The organism is Comamonas testosteroni, from assembly GCF_000761245.1.
Lineage (GTDB): Bacteria > Pseudomonadota > Gammaproteobacteria > Burkholderiales > Burkholderiaceae_C > Comamonas > Comamonas testosteroni_C.
The window spans coordinates 407106-433254 of sequence record NZ_AWOR01000001.1 but is presented as its reverse complement, the minus strand read 5'-3'; the positions used below and the strand labels follow the sequence as shown (position 1 = coordinate 433254).

Below are 26149 nucleotides of genomic sequence, written 5' to 3'. Positions count from 1 at the left end.
CAGCCTTAACGAATTCAGAAACTCACAAGCGCTGTAGCCAATCCTTAATCGGCATACTGGCGAGAAATTTGAGCTTTGTTACAAGCTACGACCGCAACAGCGCTCGTGCCATGACACAAATCATGATTGCGTACAGCCGCCTACAATCAAGCCGTGCCCAAAACCTATCTGAACGCCGATCTGCACTGCCACTCCGTCGTCTCCGACGGCACTCTGACGCCCGAGCAACTGGCTCTGCGTGCTGCCGAGCGAGGGGTGGAGCTCTGGGCGCTGACCGATCACGACGAGGTCGGTGGCCAGCACCGGGCAGCAGCCGCAGCCAGGTCGGCGGGGCTGGACTATCTGACAGGCACTGAAATTTCCGTCAGCTTCTCGGGCAGCGGCGTACATATCGTGGGCCTGGGCTTTGACGCCGATAACGCAGCTCTGACCCAAGGCCTGTACGACACGCGCAACGGCCGCGGCCCACGCGCCCGCGAAATGGCCAGGCAACTGGAGCTGGCCGGCATTCCCGGCGCCTATGAAGGAGCACTGCGCCATGCAGGCAACCCCGAGCTGATCTCGCGCACCCACTTTGCACGCTTTCTCGTGGAGAGCGGAGTCTGCAGCGACACCTATGAAGTCTTCAAACGCTACCTGACAGAAGGCAAACCCGGTTATGTCGCCCATGTCTGGGCGAATCTGGAGGATGCCGTGCGCTGGATCGTGGATGCAGGCGGCGTGGCCGTGATTGCTCACCCCGCACGTTACGACTTGAGCCACAACGAGGAATATGCACTGTTTTCCAAGTTCAAGGAACTCGGCGGCCAGGGCGTGGAGGTCGTGACCGGCAGCCATCGCCCACACGAATATGCGATCTATGCCGATCTGGCCCTGGAATTCGGACTGGCCGCATCGCGCGGCAGCGACTTTCACAGCCCCGATGAATCGCAGATAGACCTGGGGCAGCTGCCCTATCTGCCCAGCCAGCTCACACCCGTCTGGGAGCTGCTGCAGGACCGCATACAGCGGGCATAAATCACAGACAGAGAGATTGCATGACCACCGTTTTTGAAGTCTATCCAGAGAACCCGCAGCCCCGCATCATCAAGCAGGCGGCAGACATGCTGCGCAAGGGTGCCATTCTTGCAGTACCCACCGACTCCAGCTATGCCCTGGTCTGCCACCTGGACGACAAGAACGCCGTGGACCGCATGCGCCGCATCCGGCAGATCAACGACAAGCACCACCTCACGCTGCTGTGCCGCGACCTGTCCGAGCTGGCCAACTATGCCCGCGTGGACAACCGCCAGTACCGCTTGCTCAAGCTGGCCACGCCAGGCCCCTACACCTTTATTCTTGAAGCCAGCAAGGAAGTGCCCAAGCGCCTGAGCCACCCTTCGCGCAAGACCATCGGCCTACGCGTGCCGGATCGCAAAGGTCTGCAGTTGCTGCTGGAAGAACTGGGCGAGCCCTTGCTGGCCACCACCTTGATCGCGCCCGGCGAGACCGAGCCGCTCAATGATGCAGAGTCGATTCTGGAGCGTTTCCCCCATGAGCTGGATGCCGTGGTCGACTCCGGTGCCTGTCCGCAGCAGCCCACCACGGTGCTGGACCTCACGCCCATGGCCTTGAACAATTCGCCCGTTGTGGTGCGCCAGGGCATGGGCAGCCTGAAAGACATCGGCCTGCAACCCGAATAAGCGCGGCCTCATGCAGGAAAAACAGCCGCCGCAAGACTTTGTTCAGCGCCACTGGCCCTGGCTCACCGGCTTTTTGTGCGCGTACTCGGTGATGGTGGCGGTGCTGTTCTGGCAGGCGTCTCAGTCATGGCTGATCTATGCCCTGGCCACCCTCTGGACGGCGTGGGCGATCAGGGCCTATGGCAAAGGCCAATCATTCCATGTCTCGCCAGGACTGTCGGCACATGAGGATGACTCCATGCTGCGCCGCAAAGTCTTGCTGGGAACGGCTATCTGCCTCCATTTCGGCTTTACCGCCGTAGCCATTTACGGCTATCTGCACGAAATTCGCTGAATCAAAGTTCTTCATAGGCCAGCTCGCGGGCACGAGCTGGACGCGCCTGCGTGGCCACCGCGCCGCGCGGAGCTGGCATGGCCAAAGGAGCCAGACCAGGCGACTCATCGTCATCGAGTTTGAAGGCACCCACCGCCTGCTGCAGATCCTGCGTGCGCGCATTGAGCGCAGCAGCGGCTTGCGTGGCCTGCATGACCAAGGCGGCATTTTCCTGATTGGTGCTGTCCATGTGAGCCACAGCCGTATTCACATGGGCGATGCCCTCGCTTTGCTGATGCAGCGCACCGGAGATTTCGCTCAGCAGACCTGTGACCTGGCCCACAGACTGCATGATTTCCTTCATGGTGCTGCCTGCCTGGCCCACCAGGCCAGAGCCGCTTTCAACCTGAGTCACGCTGGCCGTGATCAGCTCCTTGATCTGCTTGGCCGCTTCAGCACTGCGCTGCGCCAGCGAGCGCACCTCGCTGGCCACCACGGCAAAGCCACGCCCCTGCTCTCCGGCACGCGCCGCTTCCACGGCCGCATTGAGGGCCAGGATATTGGTCTGGAAGGCGATACCTTCAATGACCTGAATGATGTCCACGATCTTGCGCGAGCTGCCGCTGATGGCATCCATGGTGTGAACGACCTGGTCCACCACATCACCGCCACGTCCGGCCGTGGCCGATGCTGCGACCGCCAGAGAACTGGCCGAATGAGCGCGCTCTGCGTTCTGGCGCACGGTGACGGTGAGCTGCTCCATGCTGGCTGCGGTTTCGGTCAGCGCGCTGACCTGCTGCTCGGTACGGCTGGAGAGGTTGGTGTTGCCTGCATCGATCTCGTAGGCCGACACGGCCAGCGAGTCGGTGGACTGCTTGATACGGCCCACCAACTCGGTCAGCGTGTCTTCCATGGTGCTCAGTGCCGTCAGCAAACGTCCGAACTCGCCTTCGGCATTGGAGGAGAACTCCTTGCTCAGATCGCCTGCCGCCACGGTCTCCGCAATCAGGATGGCTTCCTGCAGGGGCGCGACGATGCGGCGACGCAGGCTGACCCACGACCAGGCGCAGGAAATGCAGACCCAGGCCCCCAGTGCCAGCAGCCACCAGCGCGAACGCTCCACCTCGGCCATCAGGCTCTCGGACTGCTGCGCCGTCAGCGAGCCCGCCTTGAGCACCTCCAGCACATCGGACATTGCCGACCAGGCAATTCCCATCAAAGCCAGCACAAAAACACTGATGCTGACAAACGCAATCACCAGTCGCTTGCTTACCGTCATATCGATCCCCTTGCCCTGTCCTGCCGAACGCCGTGTTATGTATTGATTTCATCAACCCGCACAAAACCTGTTCCGCCGTGCAGACAGCAACCGCAGATTTGCGCGAGTTGCATTTTGCAACATCTGGTTTACCACACAACTATGTGCAACCCGTATTTCTGCAACAGCAAACGGCTTGTCCCGGCACAACACAGCAGCTTGGCGCGGCGTCTGAGACAATCAGCGCGTGGAACTCACCGAACTCATACAAACCGTACTGATTTACGCACTGCCCGTGCTGTTTGCCATCACCATTCATGAGGCGGCGCACGGCTATGCTGCGCGTCACTTTGGCGACAACACCGCAGCCATGATGGGGCGCATCACGCTCAACCCCATCAAGCATATCGATCCCATCGGCACCATCTTGATGCCGCTACTGCTGTATTTCGCTACCTCGGGCGCGTTCCTTTTCGGCTACGCCAAGCCCGTGCCCGTGCGCTTTGACCATCTGCGCCACCCCAAGCGCGACATGATCTGGGTAGCGCTGGCCGGTCCCGCCTCCAATTTCGTGCAGGCCGTGTTCTGGGGTCTGCTGCTGATCGTCCTGGTAGGTTCAGGTCTGCACGAGCGCTTTTTCCTGGAGATGTGCCGCGCCGGCATTCTGGTCAATCTGGTGATGTGGGCTTTCAATCTCTTTCCGTTGCCGCCTCTGGACGGCGGCCGCATTCTGGTCGGTCTGCTGCCCTGGAAACAGGCACAACTGGTGGCGCGTATCGAACCCTATGGCTTTTTCATCGTCATGGCACTGGTGATTGCCGGCGTGGTCGGCAGCTACTGGCTGCGCCCGTTGATGAGCCTGGGCTACTCGGCCATCGATCTGATCCTCTACCCCTTCATGGCCTTGCTGCGCTGAACCCCGCGCCTGGTCTGCTACTGATATCTGTTGTTGATCCCTATGAGCACTACCCGTTTTCTGACCGGCATCACCCCCAGCGGTACCCCACACCTGGGCAACTACGCAGGCATGATGCGCCCCGCCATCGAAGCCAGTCGCGACAAGAATGTGGAGAACTTCTACTTTCTGGCCGACTACCACGCTCTCATCAAGTGTCAGGACCCCGAGCGCGTGCAGCGCTCGACCATCGAAATCGCCGCCAGCTGGCTGGCCGCTGGTCTCGACCCCGAGCATGTGACCTTCTACCGCCAGTCGGACATCCCCGAGATTCCGGAGCTGACCTGGTTCCTGACCTGCGTGACCGGCAAGGGCCTGCTTAACCGCGCCCACGCCTACAAGGCGGCGGTGGACAAGAACAATGCATCCGGCAGTGAGCCTGACGACGGGGTGACCGCCGGTCTTTTCATGTATCCCGTGCTCATGGGTGCCGACATTCTGATCTTCAACGCCAACAAGGTTCCTGTGGGCCGCGATCAGGTGCAGCATCTGGAGATGGCGCGCGACATGGCGTCGAGCTTCAACCACATCTACGGCGGCGAGTATTTCACGCTGCCTGAGGCCGTGGTGGAGGAGTCTGTCGCCACCCTGCCCGGCCTTGACGGTCGCAAGATGAGCAAGAGCTACAACAACACGATTCCCCTGTTCGCACCCCGCGAGCAACTCAAAAAGCTCATCAACAGCATCACCACCGACTCGCGCGCCCCCGGCGAAGCCAAGGAAGTCGAAGGCTCGGCCCTGTTCCAGATCTATCAGGGCTTTGCCAGCGAAGAGGAAAGTGCCGCACTGCGCCAGCAATATGCCCAGGGCATTGCCTGGGGCGATGCCAAGCAGATCCTGTTCGAGCGCATAGACCGCGAAATCGCCCCCATGCGCGAGCGCTATGAATATCTGATTGCCCACCCCGCCGAGCTGGAAGAGATTCTTCAGGCCGGTGCGGTCAAGGCACGCAAGCTGGCAACCCCTTTGCTGCAGCAGCTGCGCGGCGCCGTGGGCATCCGCAATCTGGCGCAGGCCAGCAAGGCCAAGACCAAGGCCGCCAAGGCTGCACTGCCCCAGTTCAAGCAATATCGCGAACCCGATGGCCAGTTCTACTTCAAGCTGGTGGCCGCTGACGGTCAGCTGCTGCTGCAAAGCCTGGGCTTTGCAGCCCCCAAGGAAGCGGGGCAGAACATTGCCCAGTTGCAGCGCGAAGGCGCGACGGCTCTGGCCGCCATCAAGCCGCGCCTGCAGACACTGGATGGTGTCAGCGATGACCTGGTGATCCAGGCTCTGGAACAACTGCGTGAGGCGGCCGAGCAATAGCTCCTCGCTGCCCGATGGACGCTGCCTTCGCATTCAAAGGACAGCGTGGATGCAATCCTTCGCACTAAAGGAACTACCGATGCGTATTGCTGCTCTGGATGACGATCCACTACAACTGGAACTGTTGCAACAAGTCGCGACGGAAGCTGGACACAGCTGTCACTCTTACCTCAAAGGGGCAGCCCTGCAGCAAGCCCTGCGCCGGGAAAGCTTCGATTTGCTGCTGATTGACTGGGAGCTGCCCGATGTCAAGGGGCCCGATATCGTGCGCTGGGTGCGCGAGCAGATCAGCAAGGAAGTGCCGATCATCTTTGTGACCCACCGCAGCGAAGAGGCCGACATTGTCGAAGGCCTGGCCTGCGGCGCCGATGACTTCATGATCAAGCCCGTACGTGCGGGCGAGCTGCGTGCCCGCATCTCCGCCCTGCTGCGCCGCGCCTATCCGCTGACCGCACAAAGCGTGCTGGACTTCGGTCCCTACCGCTTTCTCACCGCCATCAATGGCATAGAGATGGACGGTCAGCCCGTGGAGGTCACGCACCGCGAATACACGCTGGCACTGACGCTGTTCCAGAACCAGGGCCGTTTGCTCTCGCGCGATCATCTGCGCGAGGTCGTCTGGGGCCAGAACGCCGAGGTGCAGTCACGCTCGCTGGACACCCATGTCTCGCGCCTGCGCAATCTGCTGAACTTACGCGCTGGTCAGCCCTATGCCATTTCAGCCGTTTATGGCTATGGTTACCGCCTGGATGCCCCCGAAGCTGCGCAGCCCGCAGCCCCAGCTGCCTGAATTCGGCAGCCCCCATAACCCGCCTTTAAAGATGCCTGATTTACGTCAAAACCTCTTTTCCGCCCGCTCCCCCATGCCCATTCTGGGTGCAGGCATGCTGTGGGTGGCGTTTGGAGGGATGGCGGCAACAAGTCTGGCTCATGCCCAGATCACGCCCCGCGGCAACGATGTCATTGCCCACCGCGTGGTGAGCGGAGATACGCTGGAGGTGCTGGCGGCCCGCTACCTGGGCGACCACAAGCGCTGGACGGCGCTGCAAAGCCATAACAACGTACTGGATCCGCTGCGTCTGCGCCCCGGTTCGGTGCTGGAAATTCCCACGCGCCTGTTGCGCGCCGCGATGGCTTCGGTGGTGTTTGTGCAAGGCGATGTGCAAAGCACACGCTCTGTGAGCCATCTCGCAGACTCCGTCAACGCGCCGCCTCAGCCTGTGCAAAAAGGCCAGCAGCTACAGGAAGGCGATTCGCTCCAGGTTCCCGCCAACGCCTTTGTCTCTGTGCGCCTGGCCGATGGCTCTCTGGTGCGCGTGCAGTCCGAATCCGATGTCGAGCTGCGCCAGATGCGCCGCAAAGGCCGTGCCGGCAACCTGCAGTCCGTGATTGATCTGCGCGAGGGCGCTATCGAGGCCAACGTGCCCAAGCAAGCCAATGGCGAGCGCCGTTTCGAGGTACGTACCCAGGCTGCGTCGACCAGTGTGCGCGGCACCCGGTTTCTGGTGTGGAGCGACGAGCAGGGCCGCACGGCTGCTGCCGTCGACGAAGGCTCGGTCGCCGTGCAAACAGGCCAGCCCCCAGCCTTGCTGAGGCCAGGTCAAGGTCTGTCCGTTTCCGCCAACGGCCAGATCGGCAAGCCCACGGCCATGCTGGCGGCTCCTGATATTGCGGCCTGGCCCTCTCTTGTCGAGGACGCCAGCTGGGTCAGCCTGCCCCTGCCCACCATGGAAGGTGCCGTGCGCTATCAGGTGCTGCTGGCCCAGGACAAGGAGCTGACGCAAATCGTGCGCGGCGGCATGTTCACCAAGTCACCGGCACGCCTGACGGGTGTGGAAGACGGCAGCTATATTGCCGCGATTCGCGCCATCGATGTCAATGGCATTCCCGGCAAGCCCAGCCTGCAGGCGCTGCGCGTGAAGGCCCATCCGGTGCCCCCGCTCTATGAGTCGCCAGCGCCCGACGCCACCGTCGGACAGGGCCAGCACGGCCTGAAGTGCACCCAGGTGGCCGAAGCCTCGGCCTACCGTATCCAGGTCATCGCTGCGAACGGCAGCTTTGCCCAGCCACTGGTCGACGCCGGCGAGCTCAAGGACTGCGCCCTGCCCGCCGAGGCGCTGGCCAGGCTGCCCGTCGGCGAATATCTGTGGCGCGTGGGCAGCATCCGCACGCTGGGCAACGGCCAGCCTGATGCAGGTCCCTTCGCCGCCCCGCAAAAGATGAAACTGGCCCTGGCACCCAAATCGCCCGAACTGCAGATCGGCGGCGCGCCCGGCGAAGGCAGCAGCCATATTCACTGGGCAGGTGAAGAGGGTCAACGCTACCGCATCGTGGTGGCCAGCGACGCCGGTTTTACTGCACCCCTGATCGACATCTGGGTGACCCAGCCTCAGTGGAGCACGCAGGAGCTGCCTCCTGGCACCTACTATCTGCAAATGCAGGTCGAGGATACCAACGGCCTGCGCAGCAATCTCTCTGCCGCGCGCCAATTCCAGACCGGCAACTGGGTGACCTCGTCCGAGGGGCAGACGATGACTTCCGGCGACGGTTCACGCCTGATGCGCCAGTAAAAACAATAGCTGCCAGCGCTTGAATTCAATGAAACTTCATAGGATTCATATCTTGATCGCTTATATAGCAAGCGCTGGAAGCTATGGTTTTATGTGCTTCTCACCGAATCGCCCATATGGTTGAAGCTCCCAACCTGCGCAAAAGCCGCTTGCAGAACCTGCGCCTGAGCTGGCTGCTGCTCAGCACTTTCCTGCTCGGCATGACCTGGTGGCTCAGCAGTCCGGGGCAGCTGGCACGTCTCAACGGCATTATTCAGGACACATCGGCCTGGCTGCACCAGCGTCCTGCCTCGCCCGATGTTGTCATCGTGGCCATCGACGATGACAGTATCGACAGCATAGGCCGCTGGCCCTGGCGCCGTGCACTGCACGCCGCCGTGCTGGAGCGCATCACCCAAGGCCAGCCCCGCGCCATCGGCATGGATGTGGTCTTCAGCGAGGAAGACTGGGATTACCCCGGAGACGATCTGCTTTTGCAACGAGCATTGCAAAAAAGCGGCAATGTAGTGCTGCCCGTCACGCGCTCCGCGCAAAGCACTGCCACGGCCCCTTTACAAAGCCTTGCCAGCGAGACTGCTGCTCTGGGGCACACCCAGATGCCTGTGGATGCCGACGGTGTGGTGCGACGCTTTTATGCGCAGGAAGGCAAGGCCGGCCAGCTCTGGTGGCATATGGCGCTGAGCCTGCACTGCGTGGGCCAGACCACCCGAGCCTGCCAACCATCTGCCTCACCTGCAGCAGACTCGGTTGCAACCAACTCCTGGCAAAAGCTGCAGCCCCAGTTCATCGCTTTTGCCCAGGCTTCGCGGGACCGCCAGAACAGCCTGGGCTCGCCCTTCACCACCTACTCCTATATCGACATCCTGCGCGGCAACATCCCAGCAGTCGCTTTTCGCGGCAAATACGTGCTGATTGGAGCCACTGCCGCTGGTATTGGCGAAAAATTCACGGCCCCCATCGGCTTTGATGCGCGCCTGATCTCGAATGTGGAAATGCTTGGCCATGTGCTCAACGGCATCCTTCAGGACACGCATCTGGAGCCAGCCTCTGCCACGCTCAACCGCAGCCTCAATGTGCTGCCCGTGCTGCTGGGCCTGCTGGCTCTGGCCTGGCTCGGCCCTTCTGGCGGGCTGATTTCCAGCATCCTGCTGGCCTTGCTCAGTCTGTCGATAGCCGGTTTGGCGCCGCGTTGGGGTCATGTGCAGACAGCCCCCGCAGCGGCACTGCTGGGCCTGTCGCTTGCCTACCCGCTCTGGAGCTGGCTGCGTCTGCGTGCCGCCACACGCTTTCTGGCGCTGGAGCTGCGCGATCTGCAAGGTCAGGGCCTGCCCGCGCCCTCGCTCAAGAGCGATGCACTCGATCAACGGATTGACGCTGTGGAGCAAGCCTCTCGCCAGCTGCGCGCATTGCATCATTTCGTCAGCGAAAGCCTGCGCCAGCTGCCCTCGGCCACTTTTGTCTGCGACCGCGAAGGGCTGCTGCTGCTTGCCAACACGGCCGCGCACCGCTATATCGAAAGCCTGGAGCACAAACTCCAGCAAGGCGACGATCTGGTCGCCCTTCTCCGCGGCCTGAACAGCGCCAGCAGCGACGGCGGCCGCACTGCCAGCAGCACACCACTGCTCACGCACAGTGCATTGCAGCAAGCCACTCTGCCGCGCCAGAGCGAAGGGCGCGACACCCAGGGCCGCCACCTGATGTTGCTGAGCCAGAGCTTCGAGGCCCCGCCCACCTCAGGCTGGCTCATCACCCTGGTCGATATCAGCGACCTGCGCAGTGCACAGGCCCAGCGCGACCAGGCCATGCAGTTCATCTCCCACGATATCCGTGCACCGATAGGCTCCATCATCACCTTGCTGGAGATGCAGCGCACAGGCAAGCGCATCGAGTCGCAGGATGCTCTGTTTGAGCGCATTGAGGGCTATGCCCAGTCATCCCTTCAGCTGGCAGACGATTTTGTGCATCTGGCCAGAGCCCAGCAGCAGCAATACCGCAGCGAAGTCCTGGACCTGGGTCTGCTGGCGGATCAGGCCGTCTCGGATTGCTGGACCCTTGCCCAGCAGCAGAACATGCAACTGGTGTTCGAGCTGCCGGATACCGAAGCCTGCGTGCACGGCGACCCCGGTCTGCTGCACCGCGCCGTCATCAACTTGCTGACCAATGCCGTCAAGTACGGCAAGCCGCAAGATACCGATGCCGGCGCCCTTGTGGAAATCCGTATTGTCGAGCAAGGCAGCCAATGGGGCATCGCCGTGCGCGATCACGGCTCCGGCATGGATGAGGAGTCGCTGGCCAGGCTCAGCCAGCCATTCGAGCGCCTGCAGCAGCACCAGCGCATGGATGGCGTGGGCCTGGGCCTGGCCTTCACGCGCACCGTGGCACAGCGCCATGGCGGCAGCCTGCAGATAAGCAGCCAGCTGGGCCAAGGCAGCAGCTTCACCTTGCTGATACCCAAAGCCTGAGCTCGGAAACGAAAAAGCCTCAGAACTTTTCAGTTCTGAGGCTTGACGTTTTTTGGTGCGGCTGGCAGGAATCGAACCCACGACCCCTTGGTTCGTAGCCAAGTACTCTATCCAGCTGAGCTACAGCCGCAACAGGGTTGTATTCTAGCAGCGCAAAAACGGCTCTCAGACCAAATCGACAACTTTTTCGCGTTCATGCAAAGAAAAAGCCTGCCATCGATGAAGACGGCAGGCTTTCATGCAGCTTGGTAGGGCGTGGCGGACTTGAACCGACGACCAAAGGATTATGAGTCCTCTGCTCTAACCAACTGAGCTAACGCCCCAACACTGACAACAGCCGTGGCTGCCACCAGAAAAACTTCGCCATTGTAGGGCCTAACGCTTGTGGCTCAGAGCATTGCTCACCAGTTTGGATGTGATATCGACAATCTGGATCATCTTGTCGTAGTGCATGCGCGTTGGGCCGATCACCCCCAAAGTGCCGACCACCTTGCCGTCAAGCTCATAGGGAGCACTCACTACAGACAGATCTTCAAACGGTACGGTCTGGCTCTCGCCGCCGATATAGATGCGTACGCCATCAGCCTGATTGGAGAAGTCCAGCAACCTAAGGATTTGCGTTTTCTGCTCGAACAGGTCGAAAGCACGGCGCAGATTGCCCATGTCGCTGGAGAAATCGCTCACGGACAGCAGATTGCGCTCGCCGGCGATCACCACATCCTCGCGATCATGGTTGCTCATGACCTCAGTGCCTACATTCACCGCCGCCTGCATGAGGCTAGCAACCTGGCCCCGCAATTGCTCCACCTCGGTTTGCAGCCGCGTGCGCACCTCCTCCATTGCCAAACCGGCGTAATGGTGATTGAGGAAATTCGAGGCTTCTATCAGTTGCGAGGACTCGTAATCCACATCCGTGAAGATCACGCGGTTTTGCACATCGCCTTCGGGCGAGACGATGATGACCAGAAAGCGCCGCTCCGACAGGCGCACGAACTCGATATGCTTGAAGACGGAGCTGCGACGCGGCACCATGACCACCCCCACGAACTGGGAGAGGCTGGACAGCAGATTGGCCGCATTGGCAATCACCTTCTGCGGCTGTTCGGGCATCAGGCCGGGCGTTACAAGATCGCTGCGGTCCACCGTCAGCATGGTGTCGACAAACAGGCGGTACCCCCTGGCTGTCGGCACGCGGCCTGCCGATGTGTGAGGACTGATGATCAGTCCCATCTCTTCCAGGTCGGCCATCACATTGCGTATGGTGGCAGGCGACAATTCAAGCCCGGATGCACGTGAAAGAGTGCGCGAACCGACTGGTTGACCGTCAGCGATGTAACGCTCGATCAGCGCTTTGAGCAATAACTTGGCACGTTCGTCGAGCATGATTTCATTTTAATGATGTAATTTCCCAGATGACATCCACGTTCCACCATATTGCCCTGATCGGCAAGTACCACACACCCGCAGCAGGCGTTCCGTCCGATGCAGCCAGCGAAGCGCTGCAACGGATTGCCGGTTACGTGCGTAGCCTGGGTTGTGAGGTGATTCTGGATACCCAGTCCGCCATCTACGCGGGCCTGCCCGATTACCCAAGCATGGATGTGGACGGACTGGGCAGGCATTGCGACCTTGGCCTGGTCGTGGGCGGCGACGGCACCATGCTGGGCGTGTGCCGCCATCTGGCGCGCTATGGCACGCCGCTGGTCGGCATCAACCAGGGGCGCCTGGGTTTTGTCACCGATATCGCCCTGGATGAATTCGAAGCCTCGATCACGCCCATTCTGCAGGGCGAGTACGAGGAAGACGAACGCACCCTGATGAATGCTCGCGTCATGCGCGACGGCCAGTGTGTTTTTGAAGCCCAGGCCATGAATGATGTGGTGGTCAACCGTGGCTCGACCTCGGGCATGGTGGAGTTGCGCATCGAGGTCGGCGGCAGCTTTGTCTCCAACCAGCGCGCGGACGGCTTGATCGTGGCCACCCCCACGGGCTCCACCGCCTATGCGCTCTCGGCCGGCGGCCCCATGCTGCACCCGTCGATTCCGGCCTGGGTGATGGTACCCATCGCGCCGCACAACCTCTCCAACCGCCCCATCGTGCTCTCCGATGCCCAGGAGGTGACTATCGAGGTGGTGGGCGGCCGGGGTGACGCCAGCGCGAACTTCGACATGCAGTCCCTGAAATCGCTGCAGCATGGCGACCGCATCCTGGTGACGCGCGCCGATCACAGCGTGCACTTTCTGCATCCCAAGGGCTGGAATTACTTCGACACCTTGCGTAAAAAGCTGGGCTGGAACGAGGGAGGCGTCTGACCATGGCCTTGAAGCGCATCGTCCTGCGGGACTTTGTGATTGTCCAGTCACTCGATCTGGACTGGCAGACCGGTTTCACGGTGCTTACCGGCGAAACCGGCGCCGGCAAGTCCATCATGCTCGACGCTCTGCAACTGGTGCTGGGCGCACGAGCCGATGCACAGGTGGTGCGCGAAGGCTGCCCTCAGGCCGATATTTGCGCAGAGTTCGATTGCCCACCCCAACTGAATGAATGGCTGGAAGAGTCGGGTTTCGCGCAGGAGCAGGATTTGCTGCTGCGCCGCGTCATTGACAGTCTGGGCCGCAGCCGTGCCTGGATCAACGGCTCGCCCGCCACGGCCACGCAGCTGCGCCATCTGGGCGATCAGTTGATCGACATTCACGGCCAGCATGCCTGGCAAAGCCTGACCCGCCCGGACGCAGCACGCGCCATGCTGGATACCTACGGCGGCATTGAAACGGCCCAGCTCAAATCGCTTTGGCAGGACTGGCGCCAGAACCATCAGGCACTGGAGCAGGCGCTCTCGGCCCAGGACAACCTGCAACGCGAACGGGAACGCCTGCAATGGCAGATTTCCGAGCTGGACAAGCTGTCGCCACACGCCGAAGAGTGGGATGAGCTCAACGCCCAGCACACACGTCTGTCGCACGCACAGACCCTGATGGACTCGGCCCAGTCCTGCCTGCAGCTGCTGGAGGATGATGATGCAGGAGCGGCCACCCCATTGGGCAGAGCCCACCACCTGCTGCAGGATCAAGAGCACCTGGAGCCTGAGTTTCAGAGCATTGCCGACGTACTGGGCTCCTGTGTGGCCCAGTTGCACGATGCCCGTCACTCGCTGCAGGCCTATCTGCGCCGCGCCGATCTGGACCCCGAGCTGCTGGCCGATCTCGATGAACGCCTGTCGCTGTGGATGCAGCTGGCACGCCGCTACAAGCGCACACCCGAGGACTTGCCCGCCCTGCTCGAAGGCTGGAAACAGGAGCTGCACCAGCTGGATGCCGCCGTCGATGTGGAGGGGCTGCGCGCCAAAGAGCAAGCCGCCCACCTCAGGTATCAGGCTGAAGCGCGCAAGATCTCGCAACAGCGCACCCTGGCAGCACCACGCCTGTCGCGCGCCATCACCCAGTCCATGCAAAGTCTGGGCATGAAGGGCGGCCGTTTCGAAGTGCAGCTGGAGCATGCCGACGCCGCCAGCCCGGCCGGCACGGACAGCATCACCTTTCTCGTGGCCGGCCATACCGGCGCCACGCCCAAGCCCGTGGCCAAGGTGGCATCAGGCGGCGAGTTGTCGCGCATCTCGCTGGCCATTGCCGTGACCACCAGCGAACTGGGCCAGGCCGGGACCTTGATCTTTGACGAGGTGGACTCCGGTGTGGGTGGAGCCGTGGCCGAAACCGTAGGCCGCCTCATGCACTCGCTCGGCGGCTCGCGCCAGGTGCTGGCCGTCACCCACCTGCCCCAGGTCGCAGCCTATGCAGACCAGCATTACCGGGTGACCAAGCGCCCCAAATCCAACACCACCATCAGCAGCGTGGACCCGCTGGCGGGCGAGGAGCGCGAGATGGAAATGGCCCGCATGCTGGGCGGCGAGCACCTGTCCGAAGCAACCATGGCCCATGCCAGAGAAATGCTGGCCATGGCAAGATTGCCTGCAAAGCAGGCCGCCAACAGCGCCCTGCGTCCATCGGCCACCCCAGCCAGAAGCGCCAAGGCCAGCACGACAGCCCGCAAGAGCGGCAAAGTCAGAGGAGTGTGAAATCATGTCCATGGAGATTGTTCTGATCAGCGGCATGTCCGGATCGGGCAAATCCGTTGCGCTGCATGCGCTGGAGGATGCTGGCTACTACTGCGTCGACAACCTGCCCCCGGAATTGCTGCAGTCCTTTGTGGAGCTCAAGCTCACCCATCAGGACGAGAAAGTGGCCATTGCCATGGATGCACGCAGCGCCAAGGGCCTGCCTCAGCTGCCTGAGCAGCTGCATCGCCTGAAAAAGCAGGGGCTGATGCCGCGCATGATTTTTCTCGATGCCGACAGCAGCACTCTGATCAGGCGCTTTTCGGAAACCCGCAGGCGCCACCCTCTGTCTCCGGGCTCCCAGGCGAACGAGCGCCAGGCACTGGAGCTCGATATCGAAAAGGAGCGCGAGCTGCTGGGCCTGCTGCGCGACCGCTCCATCGTCATCGACACCGGGGACCTCAAGTCGGCGCAGCTGCAAAGCTATATCAAGCAGATCATCGAAGCACCCACAGGGCAGATGACGCTGATGTTCCAGTCCTTTGGGTTCAAGCACAGCATGCCCACAGACTCTGACTACGTGTTTGACGTGCGCATGCTGCCCAATCCCTTCTACGACAAGGAGCTGCGTGCCTTGACGGGCCTGGACAAGCCGGTTGCCGACTATCTGGGCGCCCTGCCCGAGGTGCAGCAGATGCAGCTGGACATACAGCAATTCCTCGAGCGCTGGTTGCCGCTGCTGTCCAGAGACCACCGCAGCTATGTCACTGTGGGCATAGGCTGCACAGGCGGGCAGCACCGCTCGGTCTTTCTCGTCGAAGCCCTGGCCAGGCATTTCGAGAAGCAGTGGCCCACCGTGCGCCGCCACCGCTCACTGGATTTTCGCGACAAATTCATCCAGGTCTCTCAGCAGTTTCTGGCCCCGCAAGCCCCGATCCTCTGACCCGCATGCTCAGCCCTCAGACGTCAGCCATGCATGTGCTGCTGCTCGAAGACGACCCGGCCATTGCACGCACGATTTGCTACGCTTTGGAGCGCGAGGGCATAGCCGTCACCCACAGCCTGCTGATCGCGGATGCGCGTCAGCAATGGAGCAGGACAGCGTTTGATGTACTGCTCATGGACGTGGGCCTGCCCGACGGCAACGGCCTGGACTGGTGCCGCGAGCTGCGCTCTGCCGGCTCCATTGTTCCGGTACTGGTGCTCAGTGCCAGAGGCGAGGAGATGGACAAGGTGCTGGGCCTGGAGCTGGGCGCGGACGACTATCTGACCAAGCCCTTCAGCCCGCGCGAGCTGCTGGCGCGCACCCGAGCCCTGCTGCGCCGCTGCAGGCAGTTTCAGCCTGCAGCGCCCGCCCAGATTGCGAAGGCACTGCAAATAGATGAGCAAGGGCAACGAGCTCTGATCCACAGCAAAGCGCTGGATCTGACACGACGCGAATATCAGCTGCTGCAGAGCCTGGTCAACGCTGCAGGCCGTATCCTGAGCCGCGACGTCTTGCTGGAGCAGATCTGGGGGCTGGACAGCGAGAGCACGGACCGCACGGTGGACACCCACATCAAGACCCTGCGCGCCAAACTGCGCGAGCGTTTGCCCGATCAGGAGCTCATCGTCACCCACCGCGGTCTGGGCTATAGCCTGAGCCAGCCCGCATAGCCAGTATGCGCCTGGGCCTGCGTCTCTTCTTTGCCTTCTTCCTGATCAACGGTCTGGCCGCCTTTTTCGTGCTGCGCGTCTTCATGGTGGAGATCAAGCCCAGCGTGCGCAAGGTGACCGAGGACACGCTGGTGGAGACCGCCTATGCGCTGGCCACGCTGGCCAGTGCCGACATGGAAAACGGCCGGCTGCAAGCCGGAGCGGACAGCACGTTTGCCGCTCAGCTTCAGGGCTACACACAAAAGCCGATACAGGCCTGGATCTGGGACACACGCAAGACCACGCTGGATCTGCGCATCACCGTCACCAACGACCGAGGCATGGTGCTGTTCGACTCCCAGGGCAGGGACCAGGGCGCAGACTACTCGCGCTGGCGCGATGTCTATCTGACGCTGCGAGGTGAGTATGGCGCACGCACCACGCGAGCCGTCAAGGAGGACGAATCCAGCAGCGTCATGTATGTCTCCGCGCCCATCATGGTGGACGGCAGGATTGCCGGGGTGCTGACCGCCTCCAAGCCCTCCAGCTCGGTACAGAAAATCGTCGACGGCGCGGAGCAGAAAATTCTGCGCGGCGGCCTGCTGTTTGTGCTGCTGTCCGCCGCCGTGGGCTGTGCGGTGACCTGGTGGTTCGTGCTTCACGTGCGCCGGCTGCGCAACTATGCACAGCAGGTGCAGGCCCCCACGCTCAACGAGTCTGCCCACCCCGCACAGGCCTCTGCCCCTGCGGCCATACCCGACATGCCCGGCGAGCTGGGCGAGCTGGCCCAGGCCATGGACAATATGCGCAAGCGCCTGGAAGGGCGCGACTATATCGAGGGCTATGTACGCGCCCTGACCCACGAACTCAAAAGCCCAGTGGCCGCCATACGCGGCGCGGGCGAGTTGCTGCAGGAAGAGCTGCCGCCCCAGGACCGGGCCATGTTCGCCAGACAGGTGATTGAGCAGAGCCTGCGCCTGCAGAACCTGATCGACCAGCTGCTGCAGCTCAGCCGTCTGGAGCAGCGCCAGCAACTGGACACCAGCCATGGCTGCAGCCTGATGGAATGTGCGCGCCAGGCCGTGGACTCTCTTCAAAGCCATGCCGAGCAACGCCGCATCTCCATACGCCTGAGCGGTGTGGACAGCAGCGGCCCCTGGGAGGCCGGCCTGGTCACTCTGGCCATCAGCAATCTGCTGCAGAACGCACTGGATTTCTCTGCCGGGCACAGTGTGATCGAGCTTGAGATGGCCCCGCACCGCATCACCGTCAGTGATCAAGGCCCGGGTGTTGCCGAGCCCCTGCTGGCCCGTCTGGGCGAGCGCTTCTTCACCACTCCCAGACCCAACGGAGAGCGCAGCGGCACCGGCCTGGGCCTGTCCATCGTCACCCGCATCATGCATCTTCATGGCGGCAGCATGCAGGTCCGAAATCTCCACCCCGGCCTTGCCGTGACACTGGATTTCGCTCCCCAAAGCTGAGCGACCAAGGCTTTCAAGCAGGACTTCACACCCGCTTCACAGACTTCATTGCGCCCACACAGGCGCTGCCGACACTGCGTCCTGAAACCCCCTCATTCAGGAGCACGCATGAAAAACCGACTGCTGTTCAAGACAGTCTCACTGCTGATCGTTCTGGCCTTGCTCATGGCCGGCCTGTCCATGATTCAGGATGTGGTGAAAGACCGCATCCGCAACCGCGACTACGCCGTGCAAAGCGTGGTCTCCAGCCTGGCCGGCACGCAGACGCTGATTGGTCCTGCCCTGGTGCAGAACTGCACGGAGACCACCAGCACGACCAACGGCAAGAAAATCGAATACAGCACCCGGGAATTCCAGCGCATGCTGCTGCCCGACACGCTCAACCACGACGCCAATGCCAAGATGGAAGAGCGCTCACGCGGCCTGCACCACATCAACACCTATGTGCTGCACGACCAGATATCGGCCGGCTTTGCCAATGCCGCGCAGTATGCGGAGCTGCCCAAGCCCAGCGAGCCCAACGCCGTGGTGCGCTGCAAGAAGGTCCTTGTGGCATTTGCGCTCAGCGACCCGCGCGGCATTCGCAGTGCGACGCTGCAGGCCAACGGGCAGGATCTGGCGGTCGAGTCCGGCACGCCGCTGGAGCGCTATGGCAAAGGCATTCAGGCAGAGATTGATGCCGGCCTGCTGAAAAAAGGCGAAGCCCTGAACCTGGACCTCAAGCTGCAGTTGCTGGGCACGGAGCAGCTCGCCTTCAGCCCCATCGCCACGGAAAGCAAGGTCACGCTGACTGCCGACTGGCCCCACCCCTCGTTTGGCGGCAGCTTTCTACCCAGCCGACGCGAGGTGACGGACAGCAGCTTCACCGCCAGCTGGGAGCTGTCCTCGCTGGCCACCTCTGCCAGCACGGCCTTCACCCGCCAGCAACGTCTTTGCAGCCCTGGCTACTGGGGCAGCTCGGATACCTATGCCGCCTCTGCTGCCCGCAGCCATGACGACAGCGGCCCCTGCCTCGAGACCATGGACACGGAGTTCGTCAACCCCGTCAATGTCTACTCGCTGAGCGAGCGCGCCACCAAGTACGGCATTCTTTTTGTGATCCTGACCTTTGTCGCGGTCGGTCTGTTCGAAGTCATGAAAAAGCTGCGCGTTCACCCCGTGCAGTACCTGCTGGTCGGCTCGGCCTTGTGCAGCTTCTTCCTGCTGCTCATCAGCCTGTCCGAACACCTGGGCTTTGCCACGGCCTATGCGATTGCGGCCAGCTCCTGCGTGGCTCTGCTGGCCTTCTATGCCAGCCACATTCTTGGCAGCATCAGACGCGGCCTGCCGTTCGCGATTGCCATCTCGGCACTGTACGGCCTGCTGTATGTGCTGCTGCAGCTGGAGCAGACCGCTCTGGTCGTCGGCTCCATCGCCCTGTTCGGCGTGCTGGCCCTGGTCATGATCTGCACCCGCCATGTGGACTGGTACGCCTTTGGACGCAGCGAGAGCGAAGCGCCGAGCAAGTCTTCGAAACAAGAGGAGGCCGCATGAGCCAGTCACGGCACACCCCGCAGGCTCAGGCCTTGCTGAACACTTCGTCGCGCCATCTGCTCGGCGAGCCTTGCCAGCTCAGCGTGCAGCAGTACCAGCAACTCTGGCTGAGCGCACAAAGTCAAGGCGACCGCAGGGCGCAGCAAGTCCTGCGCCAGCGTGTGGTGGCCGCCGGCCGGCAATTGCAGGCGCAGCGCAGCAACCCGCAGACCAAGGCCCTGTGGCTGGCCTTGATGGGGCTTCGCTGCTCCATGCTGATGCCCAGATTGCGCTTCTGAAATCTGCAGCCATGAAAAAAGGTGACGCCAGCCGTCACCTTTTTCATTCATGCGGCAGGCGTTCAGGCCAGCTCGGCATCGAGCAGCTTGCGGATCGGGGCCGGCAGACCCAGCTCGGCCCAGGCCGCGGCATCCGCCCAGCACGATTCAGCGCCCTCTGACACCAGGGCTGCATGCGCCTGATCGACGGGCACCAAAACCGGATGCAGGTGCAGATCCTTGTGGGTCAGCACATGCAGAAAGCCTGGAAGATCCTGCCAGCCCCGGGTCCCGTCCTGAGGCCATGCGGCCTGCGCATGGCTTTGCAGTGCCGCATAGTCTTCAAAGACCGGCGGGCTGTAAAGCCCGGCCCAGATACCGGCTTGCGGACGCTTTTGCAGCCATACGCGGCGCTGTGCATCCACCGCCAGCAGCAGCCACCAGGACTCGGAGCTGCGCTTGATCTTGCGCGTGCGCACGGGATAGTTCTCCGGGTTGCCGGCGCGGGCCGCCCGGCATTCGGAGTGCAAGGGGCACACCAGGCAAGTGGGCTTGCGCGATGTGCAGACGCTGGCACCCAGATCCATCATGCCCTGGGTGTAGCGCGGCATGGCTTCGTGCAGATTCTCTGTGGGGCACAGTTGCTGGGCGCGCTCCCAGAGCTGCTTTTCATTTCTGGACTGCGCCAGATCCGCATCGAACGCCAGCACCCGTGTGAGAACACGTCGCACATTGGCATCCAGAATCGGCACCCGCTCGGAAAAGCAGAACGATGAAATGGCACCGGCCGTGGAACGACCAATGCCTGGCAAGGTCGCCAGTTCTTCGGCCGTTTGCGGAAAAGCCCCGCCCCATTGCTCCATCACGGTCTGCGCGCATTTATGCAGATTGCGCGCGCGGCTGTAGTAGCCCAGGCCGCTCCACAGCGCCAGCACGGCATCCTGCGGAGCAGCAGCCAGGCTGGCCACATCCGGAAAAGCGTCCAGGAAGCGCTGGTAGTAGCCCAGCACGGTAGTGACCTGGGTCTGCTGCAGCATGATTTCAGACAGCCAGACGCGGTAAGGGTCACGGGTTTGCTGCCAGGGCAGATGGTTGCGGCCATGGCTGGCCTGCCACTGCACGACAGCTGCGGCAATCGAAGGGAGAGTCAAGATTTCAAGCTACCAGGTTGATGTCCAACGGCATGGACGCGGCCTGCGGCCGCTCAGCCGCAATCGGATCCAGCAGCTGCGCCGATGCACTGATCAGCTGCGTCTGCAGCACTCCCATGCGGGCTTGCGCATTTTCCATGTCGGCAATGCGCTCCTCCAGCTCAGAGGCTGCACCGCTGATCCGGTCCACGGCCTCCAGGCGGCGCGTGTAACTGCGTTTACGTTCGCGCAATTGTGCATCGACCGGCGCAGTCAGTGATTTGCTCCACATATCCACGTCGTTCGATGCCGCTTCAAACACCGTTCGCAAGCGCAGCGCCAACGCCTTGATCAGGCGCTGCGAAAAGTCGGCACTGCCGAGCCTGATGACACTGCCAAGCCCCAGATACTGGGTGTAACTACCCTCGATGCTGCGCAAGTCGTCCTTGAGCTCGGACAGCACCAACTGCGGCGGCATCTGCAGGGAGAAGCCGAACTCCGCATTGAGTTCCTTGAACGAGGAACTCATCATTGCCTGGATCTCATCGGCCTGATCCTGCGCCTTTGCAGCCACGGCATGCAGACGCCCGAAGGTCTGCTCATAGACCTTGCGCAAGCCAAGTTTGAGCCCGCGCTGATCCAGCGCTTCTTTCAGCTCGGCCAATTCGGCCTTCAAAGTGCTCGAGCTCAGAAGCAGGAACAGCTCCTTGAGCATGCGCATATGGATGTGGCGCATGGCCTGGATGCGGCCGGCACTCAGGTCGAATTCCTTGTGCTCGGCCTCGATGCGGGCACGCATGCCGGCAATCACCGTGGCATTCTTTCCGCGCAGGCCGCAGAGCTCGGCCAGTTGATCGTCGAGATCGCCGCGGCGCATATTGATGACGCGCTCCACCTGCAAGCGCAGTTGTTGCACATGAGTGCGCACAGCGGCCTGCAGCACTTTCTGGCGCTGCCCCATGATGCCGTTGGCCAGAAGGTCTTCAAAAGCGGGCAGGCCGCTGGCCTGAAGCAGGCTGTCGTTACGCCCCACCTTGGCGACCAGCCCCTTCTGGGCGGAGATGGGCAGCACGCGCTCCAGCGCCACCCCCAGCAACTGGGCCGAGTCCTGCTGCTGACGGCGCAACTGGGCCTGCACCTGCGCGCCAGAACTCAGACTGTCCCACAGCGTATCCACCTTGTTGAGTACCACCAGACGCGACGCAGCCAGGGCTTCATCGTCCCCCGCCTTGCCGGCTCCTGCCGGCAGCACATGGTCGCGCCAGATGGCAAGGTCGGACTTGGTCACGCCGGTATCGGCGCCCAGCACAAAGACCACGGCATGCGCCTGGGGTATCAGATTGACGGTCAGCTCCGGCTCGGCCCCCACTGCATTCAGACCAGGCGTGTCGAGAATCACCAGCCCCTGTTTGAGCAGAGGATGGGGCATATTGATCAAGGCATGGCGCCACATTGGCACTTCGACCCAGCCGTTGGCATCGACCATGGGGTTGTCGGCAGCCTCGTCGTCATGCCAAAAGCCCCAGGCCCTGGCCTGATCGATGGAGACCTTGCGCACCTCCGCCACCTTGGCCAGGGTGTCCGCAATCTGCTGCGCATCGGCGATATCCAGCGGCTGCTGCATCCAGGCGTCGGGGCGCATGCGCCACTGGCCGAGGCTCTCCAGCGACTCCCTGGTATCGATGGGCAGCAGACGCAGGCTGGGCGGCAGCTCCGGCTCCCAGCCCAGCTCCGCCGGACACATGGTGGTGCGGCCTGCACTGGCCGGCATCAGCCGGCGGCCGTAATGGGCAAAGAAGACAGCATTGATGAGTTCGGATTTGCCGCGCGAGAACTCGGCCACGAAGGCCACCATGACCTTGTCCGAGCGCATCTGCTCCTCCAGTCTCTGCAAACGCTCCTGCACCGAGGCGTCCAGCAGATCCTGGGCCATCAACCATTCACGCAGCTCCTGCAGTTGGGTGGCAAAGCCCCGTCGCCATGCGCCATACTGACCAAACTGCTCGTTGAATGAAGCTGACACATCTACCCCTCTTGTTTGTCTGAGTCGCCGTGTCAGCCATGGCTGACAGCCTGATCAATATATAGCATTGCCCCTTGACAGCATCTACGGCTCTTCCAGAGGCTGGCCTGATATCTCTAGCCGCAAAGTATCTGCGCGCAACGACGCAAAACAGCGCCACTGCCTGGGCATTGGCAACGCCCCTGAGACATATCAAGCATCAAAATGAAATTGTGACGTCAAAACATGCCTGAACGCATACTCGAACTGCGGTATTAGCTATCAAATTCAGAGAGTTTTCGCGGCCTTCTGGCAGCGGGCGCAGTAATAGGTGCTGCGCTGCCCCTGGCGCATGATCTGGATGGCGGCGCCGCAATGCGAGCAAGGCAGGCCATCGCGGCCATAGACCTGGGCCTCCAACTGAAAGTGCCCTTCCATGCCGTTGGCCGCGGAAAAGTCGCGCAAGGTCGTGCCGCCTTTCTCCACCGCCAAGGCCAGCACGGTGCGAATGGCCTCATACAACACTTTGACCTTTCGCCTGCCCACATCGCGCGCCGGTGTTGCCGGGTGAATCCGCGACAGAAACAACACCTCGGAAGCATAGATATTGCCGACACCGACCACCACGCTGCCGCTGAGCAGCAGTTGCTTGATGGGCGAGCGGCTGGCAGCCAGCCCGGCCTGAAAGGCATCCAGCGTGAATCCGTCGCTCAGCGGCTCCATGCCCAGATGGTCAAGCAGCTTGCGCGCCAGGGCATCGCCCTCATCCGGAACATAGATCACGGCACCGAAGCGGCGCGGATCATGCAGGCGCAGCAAGCCGCGCGATGTCTGCAGGTCGAAGTGATCATGCGCTCCGCCAGCGCCCAGCGGCTCCTCGTCGCGGCCCGCAAAGCGCAGGCTGCCCGACATGCCCAGGTGCACAAGCAGCAGACCTTCGCTCAGGTCCAGCAGCAGATACTTGCCGCGTCTGCGCACCCCCAGCACCACTTTGCCGACCAGTGCCTGCGGCAGCAGGCCCAGAGGCCAGCGCAGGGGCTTTCCCAAGGTGGCGGCTTCAATCTGCGCACCCGCAATGCGGTCAGCAAAAGAGCGGCGCGTAACCTCGACTTCGGGCAACTCAGGCATGCAATCTCATCTTCGCCAAGTGTTCAACAAGCTTGGATTATTATGGGCCGATGGTTCATCCTCTACGTTTTCAGGGACTCGCCGTGGCCGCCGTTCTGGCCATGGGATCGGCAATCGCCTCCGCCCAGACCGCTGACCCGCCATCCCCGCAGGACAAGATCGAGCAAAGCACCGATCTCGAACAGGCCGCAGAGCGTGAGAATGAGCAGGCTGCCCTCTCCGCCGAGCTGTTCTACGAAATCCTGGTGGGAGAGATGGCCGCTCAGGAAGGCGCTCTGACGGACGCCCAGGCCCTGATGATGGAGGCTGCGCGCAGCAGCAATAACGAAAAGCTCTATCGCCGCGCCACCGAACTTGCCATTCAGTCCCGCTCGGGCGACCGCGCACTGCGCAATGCCCGCGCCTGGCTGGAGGCCTACCCCGAATCACGCGATGCCAACCGCGCAGTGCTGCGCATTCTGGTGGTGATGAACCGCATTGCAGACTCGGCCAGCTATCTGCGCCGAGAGGTCGAGCTGACCCCTCAAGCCAATCGCAGCGCCACTTTTCTGGCCATCACCCAGCTCTACAACAATGCATCGGACAAGCCCCTGGCCGCCGATGTGGTCGAGCAAGCGCTGGAAATCGATTTAAAGGACCCGAAGAACGGCCCCATGGCCTGGGCCGCCATAGGCCATATGCGCCTGATCGCCGGCCAGAAGCCTGCGGCCCTGCAGGCGCTGCAAAACGGCGCCAAGCTGGGTCCTGAATCGGGTGCCGTCGCCTTGCTGGCCATGGAGCTGCTGGAATCGGGTTCCGCCGAAGTGGAGCCGCTGGTCAAGCGCTATCTTGAAAAGAATCATTCGCCCCAACTGCGCCTGACCTATGCCCGCGTGCTGCTGGGACAAAAGCGCAATGCCGATGCCAAGACCCAGATGCAGCTCATAACGCGCGAGGCACCCGAATTTCCGGAAGCCTGGGTCATGCTCGCCAATTTGCAATTGCAGGATGGCGAGCTGGATGCTGCCGACGTTTCCCTGACACAGTTCAGCTCCCTGCTGCCCAAGCTGCCTGAAGGTGTGGGTCGCGCTGCTGGCGAATCCCAGCTCTATCTGCTCAGGGCCGATCTGGCCGAGAAGCGCCAGCGCTACGACGAGGCCGACATTTATCTGCAGCGCATTCCCGATGCCGCCAACCTGCTCAGCGTGCAGGCCCGGCGCGCCGATCTGCTGGCTCGCCAGGGCAAGGTGAAGGAAGCTCGCGCCCTTATCCAGGCCATTCCGGCAAACGGCCCCAACCAGAAGCGCCTCAAGCAGATTGCCGAGGTGCAGCTACTGCGCGACGCCGGCCTGAACAAGGAAGCCTATGCGCTGCAAGCCCAGCTGCTGAGCCAGGCACCCGAGGATGTGGAGCTGGCCTACGACACAGCCTTGCTCGCGGAAAGAGCCGGAAATTTCAGCGAGATGGAGCGCCTGCTGCGCGACATCATCAAGCGCAAACCCGATTTCAAGCATGCGTACAACGCACTGGGATACTCCTACGCGGATCGCGGCATCAAGCTGGAAGAAGCGCAGACCTTGATCCAGACCGCTCTTGACATGCAGCCCGGTGATCCGTTCATCACCGACAGCCTGGCCTGGGTGCATTTCCGCCGCGGCAATCTGGACGAAGCCGAAACACTTCTGGAGCAGGCCTATGCCACGCGTCAGGATGCAGAAATTGCCGCCCACCTGGGGGAGGTTCTCTGGGCCCAAGGCAAGCGAGACCGCGCCCAGCTCATCTGGCGTCAAGGCATGAAGGCAGACAGCAGCAATGACACTCTGCTGGAAACACTCAAACGCCTCAAAGTGACGCCATGAAGCGCAGGCCGACTTTCTTGAAAATTCTTCCTGCCCTCGGGCTGGCTCTGGCAGCGGCCATGCTCGGCGGCTGCGCCCAACCTGCGCGGCAGCTGCAGCTCGATGTGGCGGCCAGCCACCACTGGTCCGGCCGCATGGCGCTACAGGTCCAGGATGCCCAGCAGCAATCCTTCAGCGCCGGTTTTGAGCTGCAAGGTCAGCCCGAGAGCGGCACTTTGCTGGTCTTCAACCCGCTGGGATCCATCATGGCCCGCCTGCAATGGACGCGTGGCGGAGCCACCTTGCAGCAAGGCGATCAGATCACCCAGTCAGACTCCCTGCCTGAGCTCATCACCCGCATGACAGGCAGCGATATTCCCGTCGCCGCACTGTTCGACTGGCTGCAAGGCAAGAACACGGCTGTGACCGGCTGGCAGACAGATCTTTCGCGCATCAGCGATGGCCGCCTGCGTGCCGACCGCATCAGCCCGCCACCCGAGGCCTCCTTGCGTATCGTGCTCGATCAGGACGCTCGCTGATTGGCAGGCAACCCGGTGCTATCGTTGCACC

At 62.2% G+C, this 26149-nt stretch carries 22 protein-coding genes and 2 tRNA genes; 17 read left to right on the top strand and 7 right to left on the bottom strand.

Annotated features, from left to right (window positions below):
• The first annotated feature begins 153 nt into the window (after positions 1–153).
• The 3 genes from P353_RS01950 to P353_RS01940 are packed head-to-tail and all read left to right on the top strand — an operon-like array spanning position 154 to position 2016.
• Positions 154–1017 carry a 3',5'-nucleoside bisphosphate phosphatase gene (locus P353_RS01950; RefSeq protein ID WP_034357719.1) on the top strand — a complete coding sequence of 288 codons (864 nt, stop codon included), beginning with the start codon at positions 154–156 and terminating at the stop codon, positions 1015–1017.
• 20 nt (positions 1018–1037) lie between these two features.
• Complete coding sequence (locus P353_RS01945; protein WP_034364598.1) at positions 1038–1682, top strand: L-threonylcarbamoyladenylate synthase; 645 nt, start codon at positions 1038–1040, stop codon at positions 1680–1682.
• A gap of 10 nt (positions 1683–1692) precedes the next feature.
• Positions 1693–2016, top strand: coding sequence for a hypothetical protein (locus P353_RS01940; protein ID WP_034364597.1), 324 nt, complete (start codon positions 1693–1695; stop codon positions 2014–2016).
• Between the two features lies 1 nt (position 2017).
• On the opposite strand, the gene P353_RS01935 is transcribed toward P353_RS01940, so the two are convergent.
• The gene (locus P353_RS01935) at positions 2018–3274 is read right to left on the bottom strand and encodes a methyl-accepting chemotaxis protein (RefSeq protein WP_034364595.1); all 1257 of its coding nucleotides are present in this window, start codon (positions 3272–3274) and stop codon (positions 2018–2020) included.
• Positions 3275–3500: 226 nt separating this feature from the next.
• Between P353_RS01935 and P353_RS01930 the strand changes: the two genes are divergently transcribed.
• From P353_RS01930 to P353_RS01910, 5 genes are all read left to right on the top strand, one after another.
• On the top strand, positions 3501–4169 hold the full coding sequence (locus P353_RS01930; RefSeq protein ID WP_034364593.1) for a site-2 protease family protein: 669 nt from the start codon (positions 3501–3503) through the stop codon (positions 4167–4169).
• A gap of 42 nt (positions 4170–4211) precedes the next feature.
• Positions 4212–5513: a tryptophan--tRNA ligase gene (locus tag P353_RS01925; RefSeq protein WP_034364592.1), complete on the top strand. Its 1302-nt coding sequence runs from the start codon at positions 4212–4214 to the stop codon at positions 5511–5513.
• A gap of 79 nt (positions 5514–5592) precedes the next feature.
• A complete protein-coding gene (locus P353_RS01920) occupies positions 5593–6303 on the top strand; it encodes a response regulator transcription factor (protein ID WP_034364590.1) in 711 nt (236 codons plus the stop codon).
• 73 nt (positions 6304–6376) lie between these two features.
• Entirely contained in the window at positions 6377–8083 is a 1707-nt protein-coding gene (locus tag P353_RS01915) for a FecR family protein (protein ID WP_034364588.1), read from the top strand.
• A 116-nt stretch (positions 8084–8199) separates the two neighbouring features.
• Entirely contained in the window at positions 8200–10545 is a 2346-nt protein-coding gene (locus tag P353_RS01910; RefSeq protein WP_034364586.1) for a CHASE2 domain-containing protein, read from the top strand.
• Positions 10546–10598: 53 nt separating this feature from the next.
• Here the strand turns inward: P353_RS01910 and P353_RS01905 are convergent.
• The 3 genes from P353_RS01905 to hrcA form a co-directional block, all read right to left on the bottom strand.
• A tRNA-Arg gene (locus tag P353_RS01905) sits at positions 10599–10675 on the bottom strand.
• Positions 10676–10791: 116 nt separating this feature from the next.
• A tRNA-Ile gene (locus P353_RS01900) sits at positions 10792–10868 on the bottom strand.
• A gap of 52 nt (positions 10869–10920) precedes the next feature.
• Positions 10921–11928: a heat-inducible transcriptional repressor HrcA gene (gene hrcA / locus P353_RS01895; RefSeq protein ID WP_034364584.1), complete on the bottom strand. Its 1008-nt coding sequence runs from the start codon at positions 11926–11928 to the stop codon at positions 10921–10923.
• A gap of 29 nt (positions 11929–11957) precedes the next feature.
• Between hrcA and P353_RS01890 the strand changes: the two genes are divergently transcribed.
• From P353_RS01890 to P353_RS01860, 7 genes are all read left to right on the top strand, one after another.
• Positions 11958–12857: an NAD kinase gene (locus P353_RS01890; protein ID WP_003066061.1), complete on the top strand. Its 900-nt coding sequence runs from the start codon at positions 11958–11960 to the stop codon at positions 12855–12857.
• A 2-nt stretch (positions 12858–12859) separates the two neighbouring features.
• On the top strand, positions 12860–14617 hold the full coding sequence (gene recN, locus P353_RS01885) for a DNA repair protein RecN (protein ID WP_034364582.1): 1758 nt from the start codon (positions 12860–12862) through the stop codon (positions 14615–14617).
• Between the two features lie 4 nt (positions 14618–14621).
• Positions 14622–15539: an RNase adapter RapZ gene (gene rapZ, locus P353_RS01880; RefSeq protein WP_034364580.1), complete on the top strand. Its 918-nt coding sequence runs from the start codon at positions 14622–14624 to the stop codon at positions 15537–15539.
• A gap of 29 nt (positions 15540–15568) precedes the next feature.
• On the top strand, positions 15569–16252 hold the full coding sequence (locus P353_RS01875; RefSeq protein ID WP_052084633.1) for a winged helix-turn-helix domain-containing protein: 684 nt from the start codon (positions 15569–15571) through the stop codon (positions 16250–16252).
• 5 nt (positions 16253–16257) lie between these two features.
• Positions 16258–17712, top strand: a complete 1455-nt coding sequence (creC, locus tag P353_RS01870; protein WP_034364576.1) for a two-component system sensor histidine kinase CreC — start codon at positions 16258–16260, stop codon at positions 17710–17712.
• Between the two features lie 108 nt (positions 17713–17820).
• Complete coding sequence (creD, locus tag P353_RS01865; protein ID WP_034364574.1) at positions 17821–19245, top strand: cell envelope integrity protein CreD; 1425 nt, start codon at positions 17821–17823, stop codon at positions 19243–19245.
• A complete protein-coding gene (locus P353_RS01860; protein ID WP_034364572.1) occupies positions 19242–19523 on the top strand; it encodes a hypothetical protein in 282 nt (93 codons plus the stop codon). The genes creD and P353_RS01860 overlap by 4 nt, the downstream gene beginning before the upstream one ends.
• 62 nt (positions 19524–19585) lie before the next feature.
• Here the strand turns inward: P353_RS01860 and mutY are convergent, their stop codons facing one another.
• From mutY to mutM, 3 genes are all read right to left on the bottom strand, one after another.
• Positions 19586–20653, bottom strand: coding sequence for an A/G-specific adenine glycosylase (mutY, locus tag P353_RS01855; protein WP_034364571.1), 1068 nt, complete (start codon positions 20651–20653; stop codon positions 19586–19588).
• Positions 20654–20657: 4 nt separating this feature from the next.
• Positions 20658–22655, bottom strand: coding sequence for a dynamin family protein (locus P353_RS01850; RefSeq protein ID WP_034364569.1), 1998 nt, complete (start codon positions 22653–22655; stop codon positions 20658–20660).
• Positions 22656–22922: 267 nt separating this feature from the next.
• Entirely contained in the window at positions 22923–23762 is an 840-nt protein-coding gene (gene mutM / locus P353_RS01845; RefSeq protein WP_034364567.1) for a bifunctional DNA-formamidopyrimidine glycosylase/DNA-(apurinic or apyrimidinic site) lyase, read from the bottom strand.
• Between the two features lie 50 nt (positions 23763–23812).
• On the opposite strand from mutM, the gene P353_RS01840 reads away from it, so the two are divergent.
• Together P353_RS01840 and P353_RS01835 are read left to right on the top strand one after the other, a co-directional pair.
• The gene (locus tag P353_RS01840; RefSeq protein ID WP_034364565.1) at positions 23813–25600 is read left to right on the top strand and encodes a tetratricopeptide repeat protein; all 1788 of its coding nucleotides are present in this window, start codon (positions 23813–23815) and stop codon (positions 25598–25600) included.
• On the top strand, positions 25597–26118 hold the full coding sequence (locus tag P353_RS01835; RefSeq protein WP_034364563.1) for a lipoprotein insertase outer membrane protein LolB: 522 nt from the start codon (positions 25597–25599) through the stop codon (positions 26116–26118). Before P353_RS01840 ends, P353_RS01835 begins: the two co-directional genes overlap by 4 nt.
• Positions 26119–26149: the final 31 nt, after the last annotated feature.

What these genes read in the sequence shown, in the direction of transcription:
- P353_RS01915 (WP_034364588.1), top strand. Translation starts at nt 6,377, where the DNA reads ATGCCCATTCTGGGTGCAGGCATGCTGTGGGTGGCGTTTGGAGGGATG.
- rapZ (WP_034364580.1), top strand. Translation starts at nt 14,622, where the DNA reads ATGTCCATGGAGATTGTTCTGATCAGCGGCATGTCCGGATCGGGCAAA.
- mutM (WP_034364567.1), bottom strand. Translation starts at nt 23,762, where the DNA reads ATGCCTGAGTTGCCCGAAGTCGAGGTTACGCGCCGCTCTTTTGCTGAC.
- P353_RS01840 (WP_034364565.1), top strand. Translation starts at nt 23,813, where the DNA reads ATGGTTCATCCTCTACGTTTTCAGGGACTCGCCGTGGCCGCCGTTCTG.
- hrcA (WP_034364584.1), bottom strand. Translation starts at nt 11,928, where the DNA reads ATGCTCGACGAACGTGCCAAGTTATTGCTCAAAGCGCTGATCGAGCGT.
- P353_RS01910 (WP_034364586.1), top strand. Translation starts at nt 8,200, where the DNA reads ATGGTTGAAGCTCCCAACCTGCGCAAAAGCCGCTTGCAGAACCTGCGC.
- P353_RS01835 (WP_034364563.1), top strand. Translation starts at nt 25,597, where the DNA reads ATGAAGCGCAGGCCGACTTTCTTGAAAATTCTTCCTGCCCTCGGGCTG.
- creD (WP_034364574.1), top strand. Translation starts at nt 17,821, where the DNA reads ATGAAAAACCGACTGCTGTTCAAGACAGTCTCACTGCTGATCGTTCTG.
- P353_RS01925 (WP_034364592.1), top strand. Translation starts at nt 4,212, where the DNA reads ATGAGCACTACCCGTTTTCTGACCGGCATCACCCCCAGCGGTACCCCA.
- creC (WP_034364576.1), top strand. Translation starts at nt 16,258, where the DNA reads ATGCGCCTGGGCCTGCGTCTCTTCTTTGCCTTCTTCCTGATCAACGGT.
- P353_RS01890 (WP_003066061.1), top strand. Translation starts at nt 11,958, where the DNA reads ATGACATCCACGTTCCACCATATTGCCCTGATCGGCAAGTACCACACA.
- P353_RS01940 (WP_034364597.1), top strand. Translation starts at nt 1,693, where the DNA reads ATGCAGGAAAAACAGCCGCCGCAAGACTTTGTTCAGCGCCACTGGCCC.
- recN (WP_034364582.1), top strand. Translation starts at nt 12,860, where the DNA reads ATGGCCTTGAAGCGCATCGTCCTGCGGGACTTTGTGATTGTCCAGTCA.
- P353_RS01945 (WP_034364598.1), top strand. Translation starts at nt 1,038, where the DNA reads ATGACCACCGTTTTTGAAGTCTATCCAGAGAACCCGCAGCCCCGCATC.
- P353_RS01935 (WP_034364595.1), bottom strand. Translation starts at nt 3,274, where the DNA reads ATGACGGTAAGCAAGCGACTGGTGATTGCGTTTGTCAGCATCAGTGTT.
- P353_RS01860 (WP_034364572.1), top strand. Translation starts at nt 19,242, where the DNA reads ATGAGCCAGTCACGGCACACCCCGCAGGCTCAGGCCTTGCTGAACACT.
- P353_RS01920 (WP_034364590.1), top strand. Translation starts at nt 5,593, where the DNA reads ATGCGTATTGCTGCTCTGGATGACGATCCACTACAACTGGAACTGTTG.
- P353_RS01875 (WP_052084633.1), top strand. Translation starts at nt 15,569, where the DNA reads ATGCATGTGCTGCTGCTCGAAGACGACCCGGCCATTGCACGCACGATT.